The 18068-nt window shown below is 72.9% G+C and carries 18 protein-coding genes; 1 reads left to right on the top strand and 17 read right to left on the bottom strand.

Annotated features, from left to right (window positions below; all coding sequences use genetic code 11):
* Positions 1 to 43 precede the first annotated feature (43 nt).
* The 14 genes from ACWDYF_RS24225 to ACWDYF_RS24160 all read right to left on the bottom strand — a co-directional run bounded on the left by ACWDYF_RS24225 (position 44) and on the right by ACWDYF_RS24160 (position 10401).
* A complete protein-coding gene (locus ACWDYF_RS24225) occupies positions 44 to 1669 on the bottom strand; it encodes a YifB family Mg chelatase-like AAA ATPase (protein ID WP_381741199.1) in 1626 nt (541 codons plus the stop codon).
* Positions 1669 to 2070, bottom strand: a complete 402-nt coding sequence (locus ACWDYF_RS24220) for a YraN family protein (protein WP_078531133.1) — start codon at positions 2068 to 2070, stop codon at positions 1669 to 1671. The genes ACWDYF_RS24225 and ACWDYF_RS24220 overlap by 1 nt, the downstream gene beginning before the upstream one ends.
* Before the next feature lie 122 nt (positions 2071 to 2192).
* Positions 2193 to 2501, bottom strand: coding sequence for a DUF2469 domain-containing protein (locus tag ACWDYF_RS24215; RefSeq protein ID WP_003965949.1), 309 nt, complete (start codon positions 2499 to 2501; stop codon positions 2193 to 2195).
* A gap of 57 nt (positions 2502 to 2558) precedes the next feature.
* Positions 2559 to 3107: an NUDIX hydrolase gene (locus ACWDYF_RS24210; protein ID WP_389470360.1), complete on the bottom strand. Its 549-nt coding sequence runs from the start codon at positions 3105 to 3107 to the stop codon at positions 2559 to 2561.
* A complete protein-coding gene (gene lepB / locus ACWDYF_RS24205) occupies positions 3097 to 3873 on the bottom strand; it encodes a signal peptidase I (RefSeq protein WP_381741196.1) in 777 nt (258 codons plus the stop codon). The genes ACWDYF_RS24210 and lepB (ACWDYF_RS24205) overlap by 11 nt, the downstream gene beginning before the upstream one ends.
* Positions 3874 to 4036: 163 nt before the next feature.
* Complete coding sequence (gene lepB / locus ACWDYF_RS24200) at positions 4037 to 5050, bottom strand: signal peptidase I (protein WP_381741194.1); 1014 nt, start codon at positions 5048 to 5050, stop codon at positions 4037 to 4039.
* A complete protein-coding gene (gene lepB, locus ACWDYF_RS24195) occupies positions 4962 to 6041 on the bottom strand; it encodes a signal peptidase I (protein WP_389470356.1) in 1080 nt (359 codons plus the stop codon). Before lepB (ACWDYF_RS24195) ends, lepB (ACWDYF_RS24200) begins: the two co-directional genes overlap by 89 nt.
* On the bottom strand, positions 6034 to 6765 hold the full coding sequence (lepB, locus tag ACWDYF_RS24190) for a signal peptidase I (protein WP_381741192.1): 732 nt from the start codon (positions 6763 to 6765) through the stop codon (positions 6034 to 6036). The genes lepB (ACWDYF_RS24195) and lepB (ACWDYF_RS24190) overlap by 8 nt, the downstream gene beginning before the upstream one ends.
* A gap of 45 nt (positions 6766 to 6810) precedes the next feature.
* On the bottom strand, positions 6811 to 7161 hold the full coding sequence (gene rplS / locus ACWDYF_RS24185; RefSeq protein WP_018567949.1) for a 50S ribosomal protein L19: 351 nt from the start codon (positions 7159 to 7161) through the stop codon (positions 6811 to 6813).
* Between the two features lie 134 nt (positions 7162 to 7295).
* Complete coding sequence (trmD, locus tag ACWDYF_RS24180) at positions 7296 to 8129, bottom strand: tRNA (guanosine(37)-N1)-methyltransferase TrmD (RefSeq protein ID WP_389470348.1); 834 nt, start codon at positions 8127 to 8129, stop codon at positions 7296 to 7298.
* Positions 8129 to 8773: a ribosome maturation factor RimM gene (rimM, locus tag ACWDYF_RS24175; protein WP_389470345.1), complete on the bottom strand. Its 645-nt coding sequence runs from the start codon at positions 8771 to 8773 to the stop codon at positions 8129 to 8131. The genes trmD and rimM overlap by 1 nt, the downstream gene beginning before the upstream one ends.
* An 87-nt stretch (positions 8774 to 8860) precedes the next feature.
* Positions 8861 to 9100 carry an RNA-binding protein gene (locus ACWDYF_RS24170; RefSeq protein ID WP_003973401.1) on the bottom strand — a complete coding sequence of 80 codons (240 nt, stop codon included), beginning with the start codon at positions 9098 to 9100 and terminating at the stop codon, positions 8861 to 8863.
* Positions 9101 to 9105: 5 nt separating this feature from the next.
* On the bottom strand, positions 9106 to 9525 hold the full coding sequence (gene rpsP / locus ACWDYF_RS24165; protein ID WP_018567946.1) for a 30S ribosomal protein S16: 420 nt from the start codon (positions 9523 to 9525) through the stop codon (positions 9106 to 9108).
* 276 nt (positions 9526 to 9801) lie between these two features.
* Entirely contained in the window at positions 9802 to 10401 is a 600-nt protein-coding gene (locus tag ACWDYF_RS24160; protein ID WP_018567945.1) for a hypothetical protein, read from the bottom strand.
* Between the two features lie 521 nt (positions 10402 to 10922).
* On the opposite strand from ACWDYF_RS24160, the gene ACWDYF_RS24155 reads away from it, so the two are divergent.
* A complete protein-coding gene (locus tag ACWDYF_RS24155) occupies positions 10923 to 11792 on the top strand; it encodes a class I SAM-dependent methyltransferase (RefSeq protein WP_389470342.1) in 870 nt (289 codons plus the stop codon).
* Between the two features lie 40 nt (positions 11793 to 11832).
* On the opposite strand, the gene ftsH is transcribed toward ACWDYF_RS24155, so the two are convergent.
* The 3 genes from ftsH to ACWDYF_RS24140 form a co-directional block, all read right to left on the bottom strand.
* Entirely contained in the window at positions 11833 to 13779 is a 1947-nt protein-coding gene (ftsH, locus tag ACWDYF_RS24150; RefSeq protein WP_389470339.1) for an ATP-dependent zinc metalloprotease FtsH, read from the bottom strand.
* 104 nt (positions 13780 to 13883) lie between these two features.
* Complete coding sequence (gene ffh / locus ACWDYF_RS24145; protein WP_018567942.1) at positions 13884 to 15431, bottom strand: signal recognition particle protein; 1548 nt, start codon at positions 15429 to 15431, stop codon at positions 13884 to 13886.
* Between the two features lie 75 nt (positions 15432 to 15506).
* Entirely contained in the window at positions 15507 to 17906 is a 2400-nt protein-coding gene (locus ACWDYF_RS24140) for a [protein-PII] uridylyltransferase (RefSeq protein ID WP_389470457.1), read from the bottom strand.
* Positions 17907 to 18068 lie beyond the last annotated feature (162 nt).

The raw sequence follows: 18068 nt of genomic DNA, 5'->3' as shown, positions 1-18068 counted from the left end.
ACGTGATGGCCCGGAGCGGCCGCGCGGGGGCAGCCCGGGGCGGTCATGCCGTCGCTCCGAGGGCCATGGGGACGCCGCGGGGTACTCCGGTGCGCAGTTGGAGGGCGAGGGCGACGTCCGTGGCGTCGGGGCGGGCGTGGCCGACGAGGTCGGCGACCGTCCAGGCGACGCGGAGCACGCGGTCGAGTCCCCGTGCGGTGAGAAAGCCGCGCTCCAGGCCGCGTTCGGCCTCGTCCATCGCACCGGGGGCGGCCTGCCAGCGGCTGCGCAGCTCGCGCCCCGGGATCTCGCTGTTGGTGTGCCAGGGGGTGCCGGTGAGCCGGGCGGCCGTGCGCTCGCGGGCGGCCCGCACCCGGTCGGCCACGGTCGCCGTGGACTCGCCGCGGGCGTCCGGGCGGGCCAGTTCGGCGCGGGTGACCGGGTCCACCTCGACGCGCAGGTCGACGCGGTCCAGCAGGGGCCCGGAGAGTCTGGCCTGGTAGCGGCGGATCGCCGCCGGTGAGCACTCGCACAGGGTGTCGCGCTGGGAGAAGCGCCCACAGGGGCACGGGTTGGCGGCGAGGACCATGAGGAACTTCGCCGGGAACCGTACGACACCGGCGCTGCGGGCGATCACGACGTGGCCCGCCTCCAGGGGCTGGCGCAGGGCGTCGAGGGCGTGACCGCTGAACTCGGGGGTCTCGTCCAGAAAGAGCACGCCCCGGTGGGCGAGGGAGACGGCCCCGGGGCGGGCGATGCCCGGACCGCCGCCGACGAGGGCCTGCATGGTGGCGGAGTGGTGCGGGGCGCAGTAGGGGGCGAGGTCGACCAGCGGTTTGCCCGGTGGCAGCAGTCCGGCCACCGAGTGGACCGCGGTGACCTCCAGGGACTCCTGGCGCCGCAGCGGGGGCAGGACGGCGGGCAGGCGCTCGGCGAGCATGGTCTTCCCGGCGCCGGGCGGTCCTTCCAGGAAGAGGTGGTGTCCGCCGGCCGCGGCGACCTCCACGGCCGTGCGGGCGGAGCGCTGGCCGACGACGTCGGCGAGGTCGTGTCCCTGGTCGTGCTGGGCGGCTCCCATGCTGTGCATGCCGGTGGCCGCTCCGGTGCCGGGCATGCGCAGTCCGGCCAGCAGCGGGTCCGGGCGGCCCTGCTCGTCGGGTTCCTCCTGCGGTACGGGTTCGTCGGTGAGGACGGCGATCAGCTGGCGCAGGCTGCGGATGCCGAGTACGGAGATCCCGGGCACGAGGGTGGCCTCGGCGGCGGCGCACTCGGGTACGACCACCTGTTCGTATCCGGCGTCGGCGGCGGCCAGGACGGCGGGGAGGATGCCGCGCACGGGGCGTACCCGGCCGTCCAGGCCCAGTTCTCCGATCATGACGATGTCGGCGAGCACCCGGGGGTCGATGCGCTCGGCGGCGCCGAGCACCGCGCAGGCCACGGCGAGGTCGAAGCCGCTGCCGGCCTTGGGCACCGAGGCGGGGCTGAGTCCCACGGTGAGTTTCTTCTGCGGCCATTCGGCGCCGGAGTTGACGACCGCGGCCCGGACCCGGTCGCGGCTCTCGGTGAGGCTCTTGTCGGGCAGTCCCACCAGGGTGAAGGCGGCGACGCCGGGTTCGAGGTCGGCCTGGACCTCGACGACGACGCCCTCGACCCCGACGAGGGCCACGGAGCACGTACGGGCGAATCCCATCAGGCGGCCCCCCGTACGTGCTCGACGACGGGTGCGCCGCGCGGGGGCAGCCGGACGCCGACCAGGTCGATGCGGACGCCGCCGGGCGGGGCTCCGCCGTGGGACTGGATCCAGCGTTCGGCGAGGCCGCGCAGTCGTTCGGCCTTCTCGGGGGTGACCGCGGCCATCGGGTGCTGGAAGGCCCCGGACCTGCGGGTCTTCACCTCGCAGACGACCAGGATGTCGCCGTCGAGGGCCACGATGTCGATCTCGCCCGTCCTGCCGCAGCGCCAGTTGCGCTCCAGGACCGTCATGCCCGCCTGGGCCAGCCTGCGGGCGGCCAGCCCTTCTCCGTACCTGCCGAGTGCGCTGCGCGCCTGTTGCGTGGTCATGTCGGCACCACCTCCGGCGCCAACGTTCACGGATCAGGGGCCGCAGAGTGGATCTTGGTGTGCTACTCGTGGGTTGTGGACAACTCCGTCACTCCCGCGAGTGAAATCCCGGGCGCGAGTCACCCGGGCCGCGGCGCCGCCCCTCGTGGCGCTCAGCCGCCCGGCAGTTCCAGGTCGCTCTTGTTCAGCTCCTCGATGTTCACGTCCTTGAACGTGAGGACGCGCACCTGCTTGACGAACCGGGCCGGCCTGTACATGTCCCACACCCAGGCGTCGGCCATCGACACCTCGAAGAACACCTCGCCCTGGACCGAGTGCACCTGCATCTCGTAGTCGTTCGTGAGGTAGAAGCGCCGCTCGGTCTCGATCACGTATTTGAACAGACCGACGACATCGCGGTACTCCCGGTAGAGCTTCAGCTCCATCTCGGTCTCGTACTTCTCGAGGTCCTCGGCGCTCATGGCATGTTCCCCTTCAGCCGTGCGGTCCCCCCCATTGTGCGCCAGTCCCGGGGGCCCCTAGACGATTTCGGTGTCCAGGGTCACGGGCGCGGGCGGGGGACCTTCGTCGAGCAGTGCGCGCAGCAGCCCGGCGAGTCTGGTCGGGTACACGGTCTCATGCGTCCGCTCCAGTTCCCGACACGTCCACCAGCGCGCTCCGGCGACGCTCAGCCGCTCCAGTTCGGTCAGGGCCGTGGCCGCGGTCTCCGTCTGTGTCGTACGGGCCAGGAAGTACCACTCGTCCTGGTCCCAGCGGCGGCCGGCGAACGGGAAGGAGCAGCGGCGGCGCCAGAGCACCGGGCCGAGCCGTACGTCGGTGATGCCGGTCTCCTCGGCGAGTTCGCGCAGGGCAGCCTGCTCGCGGGTCTCGTCGCCCTCCAGGCCGCCGCCGGGCGTGAACCACCAGTCGTCGGTCTCGTCGTCCGGCTCGTGGCCGTGCAGCAGCAGGACGCGGTCCTCGGGGTCCAACAGGACCACCCGCGCCACCTTGCGCAGCCCGCCGTCGTACCCGTCCGCGCCGTACTCGGCGTCCGCGCCGTGCCCGGCGTCCGTGGTGTCAGCGGGCACGGGCCGGCTCCGTCCGGGTCCGGCCGCGGCCGCCGCCCAGCAGTCTGGCGACCGGCCCGTACGCGCCGCCCGCCAGGACCAGCACGGCACCCGCGACGATCAGGGCGATGATCGTGCGCAGCGGGCCGGGCTGCGAGAGCGCGCCCAGCTCGGCGAACCCGGTGGGGCGCTCCAGCATGCCCTTCATGGGCCAGATCACGGAGTCGACGCGGGCGGTGACGTCGGTGCGGGCGACGGTGCCCCGGGCGGCGTCGGTGAGGTGGGCGGTGGAGTCCAGCGAGCCCTGGCGTTCGTCGCCGAGCAGGAACAGGCGTCCCTCGGGCACCTTCACGGTGGTGAAGCCCGTCAGTTCGGCGGGGCCGCCCTTCAGATAGGGCTCGTCGATCTGCTTGCCGTTGACGGTGAGCCTGCCCCGGGTACAGCAGGAGACCGTGTCGCCGCCGACGGCGACCACGCGCTTGACCACGGGGGCGTCCGCCACCCAGGTCCTGTCGTGGAAGACGACGACGTCGCCGCGGCGCACCTCGTCGCCGTCGACGCGCTGGGCGAGCACGCGGTCGCCGATGCCGATGGTCGGGGACATCGAGCTCGTGGGCACGGTGTAGGGCCGGTAGACGACGGCCGCCCACGCGAAGCCGCCGAGGAACAGCACCATGCCGAGCGCCACGGCCAGCCCGGACAGCCGCTGTCCGGTCCTGCCGCCAGCCGGTGCCTTGCCGGTGCCGCCGCCGCGCGGGGCCGTACGTGTCGTGCTCTCGCCACCCATGGATCCGCACCCTACCCGGCGGTACCGGCCCCGGGCAGCCCCCTTCGGGGCCCCGGGCAGCGGCTCCACGAGGCTTCACGCACGGGGGCTCCGCGGAAGCGGACGACACGGCGGACGGCGCGGACGGAACATGTCCGTCCGCGCCGTCTCGGGTCTCACGGGTTCAGCGGCCGCCGGTGGCCGTGGTGGGCGTGCCGGTGCCGTTCTCCGCCTTCAGGACGCGCCTGCGGCGCCACACCACCAGCGGCACGGCCGCGGTGAGGGCCACGCCGCCGGGTGCGACGGTCAGCGCGCCGGCCGCCGAGGAGTGCTCGCCGATGCCCTTCTGGTCGAAGGTGTCGGGGACGGGCAGGGTGCCCCAGCGGTTGATCGGCCAGGCCCGCACGATGGCGCGGCCCACGACCTCCTTGACCGGGACCATGCCGTGGTTCTTGTCGGCCTGGTTGTAGCGCGAGTCGCGGGAGTTCTGCCGGTGGTCGCCCATGACCCAGATGAAGCCCTCGGGGACCTTGACCTTGAACTGGCCGCCCTGGTCGTCCTGGCTGCACGGTGTGTTGCCGGGGTAGACGTACGACGACTCGTTCAGCGCCTTGCCGTTGACGAGCAGGGGGCCGGTGCCGTGGCACTCGACGGTGTCGCCGCCGACGCCGATGACCCGCTTGATCAGGTCCTTCTCCTCGGCGGACGGCATCAGGCCGATCCAGCTGAGCACCGTCTGGAGGGCGTTGGGGCTGGCGGTGGGCTCACCGGCCAGCCAGTCGTCCGGGTCGTGGAAGACGACGACCTCGCCCCGCTCGGGCTCGGAGCCGAACCACGGGGTGAGCTTGTCGACGAGGACCCGGTCGCCGCGCTGGAGGGTGTCCTGCATCGAGTCCGAGGGGATGGAGAACGCCTGGACGAGGAACGTCTTGATCAGGAGCGCCAGCACCAGGGCGATGACGATCAGGATCGGCAGCTCCTTCCAGAAGGAGCGGGGTTTCTTCGCCTCCCCGGTGCCGCCGTCCGCTGCCTGCTCATCGCTCTGGCTGTGCTCCGTCACCGTGCCGTCCTCGGCTGTCGTGCTCTTGTTCCCGGAGGTCACGGTGCCGTCAGCGGCAGGACCCGCCGCGTCCACGGGGTGTCCGCGGTGCTCCTCGCCGTCGCTGCCGGACCGTGCGCCAACCGCCACATCCCCCACGCCAACTCCTCACTCCTCGCCGCAGCCCGCCCCGTGCACGGTGCAGGCCCACCACTCCCATAACGAGCGGGAGTTCCGCAGGGCTCGGGAGTTGAACCGATCTGTTGGGATCGTAGCGGGCAACCCTATGCGACGGCGGCCCGGCGGCGTCCGACCCGGCCGCCGCGTCGGAGCCCGCGCCGGTCACCTCCGAGAACGTCTCCGGCTCTCTGAGCGTGCGCCAGTGGCCGAACGGCCAGCCGATGACGAGGGCCCTGCCCACCACGGACTTCTCGGAGACCGTACCGCCGTACGCGGTGTCCCGGTGGGCACGCGAGTCGGCCGAGTTGCCCCGGTGGTCGCCCATCACCCACAGGCGTCCCTCGGGGACCGTGATGTCGAACGGGGTGTCGGAGGGGGCGTTGCCCGGATAGAGGTAGTCGCCCTCGTCCAGGGGAACGCCGTTGACGGTCACCCGGCCCTGCTTGTCGCAGCACTTGACGTGGTCTCCGCCGACCCCGACGACCCGCTTGATCAGGTCCTTCTCGTTGTCGGAGGGCAGCAGGCCGATGAAGGTGAGGCCCTCCTTGACCTGTTTGACGACCACGGGGTCGTGCTTCTTCGCCGTCTCCTCCCCGTCCAGCCAGCCGCCCGGGTCGCGGAAGACGACGACGTCCCCGCGCGCGGGCTTCGCGCCGAACCACGGGGTGAACTTGTCGACCAGGACGCGGTCGCCGATGCGGATCGTCTGCTCCATGGAGCCCGACGGGATCACGAACGCCTGCACCAGGAAGGTCTTCAGCACCAGCGCTATGAGCACGGCCACGCCGACCAGCAGCGGTATCTCCTGGACCGCGGAACGCCGCCGCCTGCGCTTGACCTTGCGCTGGAGCTTGCGGCGCTCCGCGCGGGTGCGTCCGCCGGCCGGGCCGGAGGGCCGCCGGGTCCCGGCGGGCGGCGGCTCCTCCTCGGCGGCGGTCTGGGCGCCGCGCGGCCTGCCGCGGCTACCCATGGGTGCCGCCCGCGGAGCCGGCGGCGCCCACGCGCGCGTACGCGTCCGGACGGGTGATGCGGGTCCAGTGGCCGAAGGGCCACACGATCCAGTCGGCCCGGCCGATCACGTCCCCGACCGGCACCATGCCGCCGCCCGGGGAGCCCAGGTGGTCGCGTGAGTCGCTGGAGTCGTCGCGGTGGTCGCCGAGCAGGAACAGCCTGCCGCCGGGGACCACGACGTCGAAGGGGACCGTGGAGGGACTGTCACCCGGACGAAGGAAGGCCGACTCGTCGACCGGTGTGCCGTTCACCTCGATCCTGCCCTCCTTGTCACAGCAGACCACATGGTCTCCCCCCACACCCACAACGCGCTTGATGTAGTCGGCGTCACCGAAATAGCCGGAGCCGTCGAACACGACGACATCACCGCGCCGCGGTCCGGCACCGAACCGGTACGCCGTCTTGTTCACGAGGACCCGGTCCCCGACGCCCAGTCCCGGCTCCATCGAGCGGCTGGGGATCTGGAAGGGCTGCGCCACGAACGTGTTGAGGAGCAGCAGCAGGACCAGGCCGAGCAGCGCGGCCAGGGTGAGCCGCCCGCCGGGGACGGCGCCGGTGAGGCGCGCCGCCAACGACGAACGCGACCGCTCCTCCGGTCCCTGTGCGTCCGGGGTCCCTTCGGATCCGGCGGCAGCGGGGCGGGAGGAGCGGTCGCGCTCGCTCGGCTGTGCTTCGGTGTCCATCGGGGCGGAATGCTATCCCGCCCGGCCGTGAACCCCGGAAGGCACTCAGCTCTCGCGCTTCTCCTTGATCTTCGCGGCCTTGCCGCGCAGCTCACGGAGGTAGTACAGCTTGGCGCGGCGCACGTCGCCACGGGTGACCAGCTCGATCTTCTCGACGATCGGGGTGTGCACCGGGAAGGTGCGCTCGACGCCGACGGAGAACGAGACCTTGCGGACCGTGAAGGTCTCGCGCACGCCGGAACCCTGGCGGCGGATCACCACGCCCTTGAACTGCTGCACACGGGAGCGGTTGCCCTCGATGACACGGACGTGGACGTTGACGGTGTCACCCGGCCGGAAGGCGGGGACGTCGTCGCGGATCGACGCGGCGTCGACGGTGTCGAGCAGGTGAGACATGTCTCTGCTTTCTTCGCTGATGCCACAGGTCATCAACGGCAACTAGGATTTTCCGGAAGGTCTGCCGGGCGATCGGGGCGGTCGTCGTGTCCCCCCGTGGCAGGGGCGGCCGCCGGACGGCGCACAGCAGCGGCCTATTCTTCCACGTCGTCGGCCCTGCGCCAAAATCGGCCGTACCGCTCGCCCGCCGGGTCCGGGGCCCACCCCAGGATGGAGAGCATCTCGCGGTCCTTCTTGTCGAACGCGGCGGGCGCGCAGCGTTCGATGAGGTCGGGCCGGTTGGCGGTGGTGCGCCGCAGTGCCTCGTCGCGGCGCCAGCGGGCGATCTTCCCGTGGTGCCCGCTGAGCAGCACGTCGGGGATGTCCCGCCCGCGCCACAGCGGGGGCTTGGTGTAGACGGGCCCCTCCAGGAGGCTCGCCATGGCGCCGGGCGCGAAGGAGTCGTCGCGGTGGGACTCGGCATTGCCGAGGACGCCCGGCAGCAGACGGGCCACGGCCTCGGTGACGACCAGGACGGCGGCCTCCCCGCCGGCCAGGACGTAGTCGCCGATGGAGACCTCGTGGACGGGTATCCGGGTGGCGTACTCGTCCATGACGCGGCGGTCGATGCCCTCGTAGCGGGCCGGGGTGAAGATCAGCCAGGGGCGCTCGGACAGTTCGACGGCGAGTTCCTGGGTGAACGGCCGTCCGCTGGGGGTCGGCACGATCAGCGCGGGGGTGTGCGCCCCCGACTCGTAGCCGTCGGCGAGGACGGTGTCCAGGGCGTCGCCCCAGGGGTTGGTCTTCATGACCATGCCGGGGCCGCCGCCGTAGGGCGTGTCGTCGACGGTGTTGTGCCGGTCGTACGTCCAGGCGCGCAGGTCGTGCACGTGCACGTTCAGCTGTCCGCGCGCGCGTGCCTTGCCGACGAGGGAGACGTTCAGCGGTTCGAGGTACTCGGGGAAGATCGTGACGACGTCGAGGCGCATCACGAGGCGTCCCCCGGCTTCGCCGGGTCACCGGATCCGTCCGGGCCCTCGCCGGACTCGCCGGACTCGGTGGGCACGGCGGACTCACCGGACTCGCCGGATTCGGCGGCGTCCCGGGCGGAGGCGATCTCGGCGCGGTCGTCGATCAGGCCGGGCGGCGGGGTGATGACGGCCCGCTGCTCCTCCAGGTCGATCTCGGCGACGATCTCCGCCACGAAGGGGATCATGACCTCGGTGCCGTCCGGGCGTTCCACGATGAACAGGTCCTGCGAGGGCAGGTGCGAGATCTCGGTGATCCGGCCGACCTCGGTGCCGTCCTCGGTGACCACGTCCAGGTCCATGAGCTGATGGTCGTAGAACTCGTCCTCGTCCTCGGGCAGCTCGTCCGGGTCGACGTCGGCGATCAGCAGGGTGTTGCGCAGGGCCTCGGCGCCGTCGCGGCCGGTGACGCCGTCGAAGCGCAGGAGCAGCCGTCCGCTGTGGACACGGCCGGTGGCGATGGTCAGCGGTCCGGCGGAGGCGGGGTCGGTGGCGAGTACGGCACCGGGGGCGAGTCTCAGTTCCGGCTCGTCCGTGCGTACCTCCACGGTCACCTCGCCCTTGATGCCGTGGGCACGGCCGATCCGTGCGACTACCAGCTGCACTGTGCTCGATCTCCTGTCATACGACTGCGGGCCGGGGACGGCCCAGTGGCCCTCCCCGGCCCGAGCCGGTTGCGATGCGGTGAAGCGTCAGCGGACGTGGTCCACGTCGACGAGGTCGACCCGGACGCCCCGGCCGCCGATGGCGCCCACGACGGTACGCAGGGCGCGTGCGGTGCGGCCGTTGCGGCCGATCACCTTGCCGAGGTCGTCGGGGTGGACCCGGACCTCGAGCACACGTCCGCGGCGCAGGTTGCGCGAGGCCACCTGCACATCGTCAGGGTTGTCGACGATGCCCTTCACGAGGTGCTCAAGCGCCTCTTCGAGCATGCTGCTCAGGCCTCGGAGGACTCGGACTCGGCAGCCGCCTCGTCCTTCTTCTCAGCCTTCTTCTTCTGGGTGATGGCCTCACCCTTGCCCTCGTCCTCGCCGCCGAGCGACTCGAACGACGGACGGGCGGCCTTCTCCTGCGGCTGGAGCAGCGGAGCCGGGGCGGGCTCGCCCTTGAACTTCTGCCAGTCGCCGGTCTTCTTCAGGATGGCGAGCACGGGCTCGGTCGGCTGGGCGCCGACGGAGAGCCAGTACGCCACGCGGTCCGCGTCGACCTCGATGCGCGAGGGGTTCTGCACCGGGTGGTACAGACCGATCTCCTCGATGGCCCGGCCGTCACGGCGGGTACGGGAGTCGGCGACGACGATGCGGTAGTGAGGCGAACGGATCTTGCCCAGACGCTTCAGCTTGATCTTGACTGCCACGGGAGTGGGTTCTCCTGATTTTGACGTGGTGGGGCACGGCGAGACGCCGCGTGGGGTTGCGGTACCCGAGTGCCCGACGGACGCGTCAGCCGGAGGAGAGAGGGTTCCTGTGCGGCTGTCGAGTACAGCTAGCCATTGTGCCACACCTGGAGGTGCCCTTCCGGCGCGGGGTGGGCCGCACCGGGGCACGCCTCAGGGGCACCCGGCGGACGGGTGCCGTGGCACCGGGGACGCCGGACGGCGGCCGGAGCGCGGCTGCCACGAGCAGCCGCGGTCTCAGCCCGCCGCGCCGACGACCTCCGGGATCCGGAACGGCTTGCCGCAGCCGCCGCACACGATCGGGGCCTGGGCCAGCACCGAGGGGACGACGCGCACATTGCGCCCGCAGTCGCAGACCGCCTTGACGCGGACCCCTCCCCCGGAGGAACCGTGCCGGGCGGCCGGACCGCGGAAGCTGCGGCCGGTGTCGGCGGAGGTGGCCGCCGTGTGCGCCTTCAGGGCGCGCTGGAGGCGCTCGATCGTCGGGCGGTAGCGGCGCTTGGCCTCGGGGCTGAGCGTGACCAGGGAGAAGCCGCTGCTCGGGTGCGGCTCGTCGGGGTGGTCGAGGCCCAGCTCCTCGGCGATCGCCAGGAACCGGCGGTTGTGGTATCGGCCGGCGCGGGAGGTGTCGCGCACCCCGCGCGCCGCGGCGATGCCGTGGACTGCCTCGTGCAGCAGTCGCTCGAAGGAGAGTTCGTGCCCGCACGCGGACGACGACTCCCCGATCAGGGACTCGGGTGCGGCGAGATCGGGCAGCTCGGGGTGGTACCGCTGAATGTCGGCCCACGCCTGTGCCAGCTCCGCGGCGAGAACAGGTGGTGTCTGTGTCGTGCTCACGTAATGACAACGAGCGGGAGGGCCACTGTGTTCCTATTCCGGGGCATCCCAAATAATTTGCACGTACCCGTCAGTTGGCACCGATGCGTCCTGACGCGGGCGGGTGCGCTGATCTGCGGAGAAGCCTCACAGCTCATACCAAGGTGGTGCGTAGCCCCGCGTACGCACCGGGCGCGCGGATCTCCACGCGCGCCGGTGTACAGGTGTTCCCGCGGTGTACAAGAGACGTTTCGGCCGCTTCCCGGACGGGTGCCGTATCTCCCTCAGCGTCTGTGACATCGGTGACGTTACCGGGCACGCCCCCACCGCCCCGCACCGGCCCACCCCGTGCGTCCGTCACGCCCGGGTGAGCCCCCGGTTTCCGGGATGTGAAATCTCCGGACCCGGCCCCCGGAACGGACGAACAGTCCCACCCGACCCCTGGACGCCGTGCGGAGCGGGGAGTTACCTGGCATACGGGAAGCACGGGGGCCACGGAACCGGCACAGCGGCAAAAGCTCGGCGGATTGGGGCGCTCATCCATGACACCTACGCTCGTGCGTCGGCACCCGTCCCTCACGGGGCCCGCGCCCCGGGTGGACCAGTGTGCACGCGCGCGTGACTGGTCCGAGATCCAGGAGCGGATGCTCGTACCGCTCTACGAAGCCGTCCACGAACGGCTCGGCGTGGGCCCCGGCACCCGCCTGCTGGCCCTCGGCTGCGGCACCGGGCTCGCCCTGCTCCTGGCGGCGGCCCGGGGCGCGGAGGTCACCGGCACCGACACCCGCTCCGCACACCTGGCCCTGGCCCGCGAACGGCTGCTGCCCGCGGCGCCCGGCGCTCCCGGGACGGCGGGCACGCGCGCGTGCGCGGACGCCGCCTCCCCCGCGCGGACGACGGCCCGGCTCACCGAGGGCCCGCCCGCCGCCCGCGGCCACCGGGCCCCGTACACCCTCGTGACCGCCTTCGAGCCCCTGGGCTGCCCCGCCGGTGATCCGCCGGAACCCGCCGCGCCGCTCGCCGCGGCCGTCCCGCTCGCCGGGCGCGGCGCACCGGTGGTGCTGGCCGGCTGGGGCCCGCCCGAGCGCTGCGCGGCCGCCGACGTCCTGCGCGTGGCCACCCGGCCCGCCGACCCGCTTCCCGTCGTCCGCGACCGCCTGGAGGACGTCGCCCGCGACGCCGGACTGCGCCCGGACGGCTCCGGACGCGTCGCCTGCCCCTTCGGCTACGCCGACCTGGACAGCGCGGTGCGCGGCATGCTCTCCACCGGATGGTTCGACCCTGCGATCGCCACCGCCGGGCACGACCAGGTCGTCAAGGAACTCGCCGAGGCGCTCCACGCGCACCGGCGGCGGGACGGCACGGTGTGGATGCCCAATGTGTTCCGCTATCTGATCGCCCGGACCCCCTGAGCGGCCCCCGGACCTCCGGGCGCCGCCCGGCCCGCCGCCCTCACTCCACCTCCGCCTCCAGGTCCTTCTTCAGGCGGGTGACACCGGCCACCCGGTAGGCGTCGGCCTCCTCCAGCGTCTCGTTCTCCAGCAGCGCCGCGGCCAGCGCGCCCAGTTGCGGACGGTGCTCGCGCAGCTTGCGGCACGCCTCCTCGTAGCACTCGTCGACGATCCGCCGCATCTCCGTGTCGATGGCGTCCAGGGTCTGCGGGGCGGCCGAGAGCCCGTACGCCTGCTGGGCGTCGTTCGGCAGCGCGGACAGGCGGCCCAGGTGCTCGCTCATGCCCCAGCGGGCCACCATGCCGCGCGCGATGTTCGTGACCTGCTCCAGATCGCTCTCCGAGCCGGTCGTGATGACGCCGTACACCACCTGCTCGGCCGCCATGCCCCCGAGCGCGCCGATGATCCGGCCGCGCAGATACTCCTCCGTGTACGCGTACTTGTCCGACTCCGGCGTGGACAGGGTCACGCCCAGCGCCCGCCCGCGCGGCACGATGGTGATCTTGCGGACCGGGTCGGCGCCCGGCTGGAGCATGCCCAGCAGGGCGTGCCCGCTCTCGTGGTACGCGGTGCGCCGCCGCTCCTCCTCCGGCATCACCAGGGCGCGTTCCGCGCCGAGCTGCACCTTCTCCAGCGCCTCCGAGAAGTCGGCCTGCGTCACCTCGCTCTGCCGCCGCTTCACGGCCAGCAGGGCGGCCTCGTTGGCGAGGTTGGCCAGTTCCGCGCCCGTCATGCCCGGCGTCGTACGCGCCACCCGCGCCAGGTCCACACCGGCGGCCAGCGGGATCTCCCGGGTGTGGATGCGCAGGATGGCCTCCCGGCCGCCGCGGTCCGGCGGGGCGACGCTCACCACCCGGTCGAACCGGCCCGGCCGGGTCAGCGCCGGGTCCAGGACGTCCGCGCGGTTGGTCGCGGCCAGCACGATCACGCCCTCGGAGCCGGAGAAGCCGTCCATCTCGGTCAGGATCTGGTTCAGCGTCTGCTCGCGCTCGTCGTGCCCGCCCATCGACGCGCCGCCGCCGCGCGCCCGGCCGATGGTGTCGATCTCGTCGATGAACACGATCGACGGGGCCACCTTGCGCGCCTCCGCGAACAGTTCCCGCACCCGGGAGGCGCCCACGCCGACGATCATCTCGATGAACTCCGACGCGGACGCGGAGAAGAACGGCACCCCCGCCTCACCGGCCACCGCCCGCGCCAGCAGTGTCTTGCCCGTGCCCGGCGGTCCGGTCAGCAGCACACCGCGCGGCATCTTCGCGCCCATCCGCCGGTAGTCGTCGGGATGCTTGAGGAAGTCGACGACGTCGTCCAGCTCGCCCTTGACCTCGTCGATGCCCGCCACATCGGCGAACGTCGTGCGCTGGGTGCCCGGCTGGAGCTCGACCGGGCGCGGCGGCGCCTTGCGGCCCAGCAGCCCGCCCGGCCCGCCGAGCCCCGAGCCGATCCGCCGCGCGAAGAACACCCACAGCGCGACGATGATCACGATGGGGGCCAGCGACAGCAGCAGATTGGACAGCAGACCGCGTTCCTGCACGACCGGCTGCGCGGTCACCGTCACCTGGTGGCTGCTCAGGCTCTGCCACAGCTTGTCGTCCGCGAAGGCCGGCCGCTGCGTCTTGAACTTCGTGTACGTGCCGCTGCCGCTCGGCTTCGCACGGGCGCTCTTCAACTGCCCCTGGATGGCGTCGCCCTTGGAGTAGATCTTGCTGACGTTGCCGGCGTCCACCTGCCGGCTGAACTCCGTGTACGAGATCGTCGGCTCGTTGCCGGTGCTGTAGTAGCTCAGCGCGCCGTAGGCCACCAGGAAGACGACCACCGCGGTGACCAGCAGCCCCCACCAGCGGCCGCGCATCCGCCGGCCGCCGGGCCGCCGGGGCGGCTCGTCCGGCGTGCCCTCGGTGCGCCACGGCTGGTCTGGGGCCTTGCGTGGTGGCGCGGCATTGCTCATATCTGGACGTTACGGCACATGGCGGGGCCCGGCACGCGCTGAGGGCGCCCCCGCCGAACGGGAGCGCCCTCGAACGTCGTACGGAATCTCAGCCCATGAACCGCTCAGCCCATGAACTTCTTGAACTCGTCCGGCAGCTCGAAGTCCTGGCCGCCCTGCTGCGGCAGCCCGAGGGCACCGCCCTGGGCCCCGGCGGCACGCCGCGCGGCCTCCTCCTGCTCCTGCTGCTTGCGCTTCATCGGGTTGCCCGAACGCTGCTTGCCCTTGGCCTTCTTCGGCTGCTTCTTGCTGCGGCCGGGGCCGCCGCCCATGCCGGGGATCCCCGGCATGCCCGGCATGCCGCCGCCCTGCGCCATGCGCGACATCATCTTGCGGGCCTCGAAGAACCGCTCCACCAGGTTCTTCACCGCGCTGACCTCGACACCGGAGCCCTTGGCGATACGGGCCCGGCGGGAGCCGTTGATGATCGTCGGGTCCTGGCGCTCGCCCGGGGTCATCGACTTGATGATGGCGCCGACGCGGTCGACCTCGCGGTCGTCCAGGTTGTTGATCTGGTCCTTGATCTGCCCCATGCCGGGCAGCATCCCGAGCAGCTTGCTGATGCTGCCCATCTTCCTGACCTGCTCCATCTGGGACAGGAAGTCGTCCAGGGTGAAGTCCTGGCCCTTCTTCGACGCCAGCTTGGAGGCCATCTTCTCGGCCTCTTCCTGACTGAACGTCTTCTCCGCCTGCTCGATCAGGGTGAGCAGGTCACCCATGTCGAGGATGCGGGAGGCCATCCGGTCCGGGTGGAAGGCGTCGAATTCGTCGAGCTTCTCCCCGTTGGACGCGAACATGATCGGCTTGCCGGTGATCTGCCGGATCGACAGGGCCGCGCCGCCGCGGGCGTCGCCGTCGAGCTTGGAGAGCACCACACCGTCGAAGCCGACGCCGTCGCGGAACGCCTCCGCGGTGTTCACCGCGTCCTGGCCGATCATCGCGTCGACGACGAAGAGGATCTCGTCGGGCCGGACCGCGTCCCGGATGTCCGCGGCCTGCTGCATCATCTCCTGGTCGATGCCGAGGCGGCCCGCGGTGTCCACGATCACGATGTCGTGGACCTTGGCCTTCGCGAACTCGATCGAGTCCTCGGCGACCTTGACCGGGTCACCGACGCCGTTGCCCGGCTCGGGCGCGTAGACCGCGACACCGGCGCGCTCGGCGACGACGCTGAGCTGGTTGACCGCGTTGGGCCGCTGGAGGTCGCAGGCGACCAGCAGCGGGGAGTGCCCCTGCTCCTTGAGCCACCGGCCGAGCTTGCCCGCCAGGGTGGTCTTGCCCGCACCCTGGAGACCGGCCAGCATGATCACGGTCGGCGGCTGCTTGGCGAAGCGGAGGCGGCGGGTCTCGCCGCCCAGCACGGTCACCAGCTCGTCGTTGACGATCTTGAGGACCTGCTGGGCCGGGTTCAGCGCCTTGGAGACGTCGGCGCCGAGGGCCCGCTCCTTGACGTTCTTGATGAACGTCCGGACGACGGGCAGGGCCACGTCGGCCTCGAGGAGCGCGATACGGATCTCGCGCGCGGTGGCGTCGATGTCCGCCTCGGAGAGCCGTCCCTTGCCGCGCAGGTTCTTGAAAGTCGCTGACAGGCGATCGGAGAGAGTGTCGAACACGGCGCTCGCGGTCCTCGGGGTCGGGGATGGCTGAAGGAATCGCCCTCCAGGGTATCCCGGCCGGGCAGAACCGGGTCACGGTCGTGCCCGCAACGCCTCCTCCACCGTCCGTACCGCCGCTGCCGCCTCCTCGTCCGGCAGCGGGGTGCCGGTCGGGCCGGTGACGTAGAAGGCGTCCACGGCGTTGGCGCCCAGGGTGCCGGCGTGGGCGCTGCGGACGTGGACCTTCGCGTCCTCCAGGGCGCGGCCGATGCGGAAGAGCAGGCCGGGGGCGTCCTGGGCGCGGACCTCGATCACCGTGGCGTGCCGGGAGGCGGCCGGGGCGAGGGTCACCCGGGGCGGGGGTGCCAGCAGGCCCTTGCGGCGCGGCTGGGCGGCGTCCCGTTCGGCGAGGCGCGCCGCGATGTCGAGCGAGCCGTCCAGCGCCCGGACCAGGTCGGCGCGGAGCCGGGCGGCCTGGGGCAGGGAGCCGTACTCGGCGGCGACCCGCCACTCCAGCAGCAGCACGGCGCGGTCGCCGACGGCGCCGGGCAGGTCGACGGTGCGCAGTTCGGCGGTGCGGACGGTGAGGCGGTGCACGGCGAGCACCCCGGCGGCGGCGGGCAGGACGCCGGGCTGGTCGGGGACGGCGATGAGCAGTTCCACGCCCAGCGGTTCGGCCCCGGCCGGGTCCCCGCCGGTCCCCTCCGAGAGAGGTTCGGTGCGGGCGCGCAGGGCGAGGACGGGGCCGCCGGTGCGCAGGGCCTCGACGGCGAGCCGTTCCTGCTCGGCGGTGGGTTCGGCGGCGGTGGGCCCGGGGGCCTCGGGGGTGTGTCCGGCGAGGTGCGCCGCGACCCGGCGGACCAGGTCGGCGACGAGGGAGCCGCGCCAGGAGGACCAGGCGGCCGGGCCGGTGGCGAGGGCGTCCGCCTCGGTCAGGGCGTGCAGCAGTTCGAGGGTGCCCGGGGTGCCGACGGCGTCGGCGACCGCGCGGACGGTGGCCGGGTCGTCGAGGTCGCGCCGGGTGGCGGTCTCGGCGAGGAGCAGGTGGTGGCGTACGAGGGTGGTGAGGACGGCGGCGTCGGCGGCGTCGAACCCGATGCGGGCGGCGACGTCGGCGGCGATGGTGGCGCCCGCGGTCGCGTGGTCGCCGGGCCAGCCCTTGCCGATGTCGTGCAGCAGCGCGGCGACGAGGAGGAGGTCGGGGCGGCCGACGCGGCGGGTGAGCGCGGAGGCGCGGACGGCCGTCTCGATCAGATGGCGGTCGACGGTCCAGAGGTGGACGGCGTTGCGCTGCGGGCGGCAGCGCACGCGTTCCCAGTCGGGCAGGAGCCGGGTGACGAGTCCTTCCGCCTCCAGTGCCTCCCAGACCCGCACCAGGGGGCGGCCGGAGCCGAGCAGGGTGACGAGCTGCTCGCGGGCCTCGGCGGGCCAGGGCGTGGGCAGGGGGCGCGTGGTGGTGGCGAGGTGGCGTACGGCGTGCGGGGAGAGCGGGAGTCCGGCCTGTGCGGCGGCGGCCGCGGCGCGCAGCGGGAGGACGGGGTCGCGTTCGGGGCGCGCGGTGCGGGCGAGTACCACCTCGCCCTCCTGTTCCACCACCCCTTCGGCGAGCGGGGACCGTTCCGCGGCCGGTCTGCCGCCGCCCAGCAGGGCGCGCAGCCTCGGCCGTACGGCGCGCGCCCTGAGCACGCGCCCCACTTCGCGCCAGGTGACCTCGCTCGCGTACGCGACGACCCCCGCGGCCTCGTACACCTGGCGGAGCAGGGCGTCCGCGTCGAGCAGGCCCAGTTCCGCGGCGACCTGGTCCTGTTCCTGGAGGTCGAGCCGGTCGGTGGCGCGGCCGGTGGTGAGGTGGAGCGCGTCCCGTACGTCGAGGAGGCGGCGGCGGGCGTCGGCGAGGCCCTCGCGCGGGGCGTCGGCGAGCCAGGAGGCGGCGACGGCGCGCAGCGCGGTGGTGTCGCGCAGGCCGCCGTGCGCCTCCTTCAGGTCGGGTTCGAGCAGATAGCGCAGTTCGCCGTGGCGTTCGGCGCGTGCGGCGCACAGGTCCCGGAGTTCGGGCAGGCGGGCGGGCGCCTGGTTGCGCCAGTCGGCGAGGACGGTGGTGCGCAGCGCGGTGGTGAGGCCGCGGTCACCGGCGAGGTGGCGGGCGTCCAGGAGGCCGAGGTGGGCCTTGAGGTCGGCGTGCGCGGTGCGGCGGGCCTCGGCGGGGGTGCGTACGGAGTGGTCGAGGGCCAGCCCGAGGTCCCACACCGGGTACCAGAGGCGGTCGGCGAGGGCGGCGACGGCGGCGGGGTCGCGGCCGTCGTGCAGCAGGAGCAGATCGAGGTCGCTGCGCGGGGACAGTTCGCCGCGGCCGTAGCCGCCGACGGCGACGAGGGCCGCGCCCGTGCGGGGCCCGGCGGCGGTGAACAGGGCGGTGAGCCAGTCGTCGGTGAGCCGGGCGAGGGCCGTACGGCGCGGCGGCCCGGACCGCGTCTCCTGCTGGAGGAGGCGCAGCCGGGCCGCCGCGTAGCCGCCGGGGTGCGGGCGCGGGGGCTCGCCCGATCCGGCGGGCGTGCCGTCTCCCCCGGATCTCCCGCTTCCGCCGGTCGCGGTCGTCCGGCCGGTCGCGCCGCTGGGGGCGCTGGGGTCGCTGCTGCTGCTCGTCACCGGTGACTC

Source organism: Streptomyces sp. NPDC003284, assembly GCF_053589675.1.
Note: the sequence above shows the minus strand (reverse complement) of the source record. Positions and strands in the feature narration are given on the sequence as shown.

Excerpts from the sequence above, each read along its gene's own strand:
- lepB (WP_389470356.1), bottom strand. The coding sequence starts at position 6,041 with ATGGGTAGCCGCGGCAGGCCGCGCGGCGCCCAGACCGCCGCCGAGGAG.
- ACWDYF_RS24170 (WP_003973401.1), bottom strand. The coding sequence starts at position 9,100 with ATGCTCGAAGAGGCGCTTGAGCACCTCGTGAAGGGCATCGTCGACAAC.
- lepB (WP_381741192.1), bottom strand. The coding sequence starts at position 6,765 with ATGGACACCGAAGCACAGCCGAGCGAGCGCGACCGCTCCTCCCGCCCC.
- lepB (WP_381741196.1), bottom strand. The coding sequence starts at position 3,873 with ATGGGTGGCGAGAGCACGACACGTACGGCCCCGCGCGGCGGCGGCACC.
- rplS (WP_018567949.1), bottom strand. The coding sequence starts at position 7,161 with ATGTCTCACCTGCTCGACACCGTCGACGCCGCGTCGATCCGCGACGAC.
- ACWDYF_RS24215 (WP_003965949.1), bottom strand. The coding sequence starts at position 2,501 with ATGAGCGCCGAGGACCTCGAGAAGTACGAGACCGAGATGGAGCTGAAG.
- trmD (WP_389470348.1), bottom strand. The coding sequence starts at position 8,129 with ATGCGCCTCGACGTCGTCACGATCTTCCCCGAGTACCTCGAACCGCTG.
- ACWDYF_RS24225 (WP_381741199.1), bottom strand. The coding sequence starts at position 1,669 with ATGGGATTCGCCCGTACGTGCTCCGTGGCCCTCGTCGGGGTCGAGGGC.
- ftsH (WP_389470339.1), bottom strand. The coding sequence starts at position 13,779 with ATGAGCAATGCCGCGCCACCACGCAAGGCCCCAGACCAGCCGTGGCGC.
- ACWDYF_RS24155 (WP_389470342.1), top strand. The coding sequence starts at position 10,923 with ATGACACCTACGCTCGTGCGTCGGCACCCGTCCCTCACGGGGCCCGCG.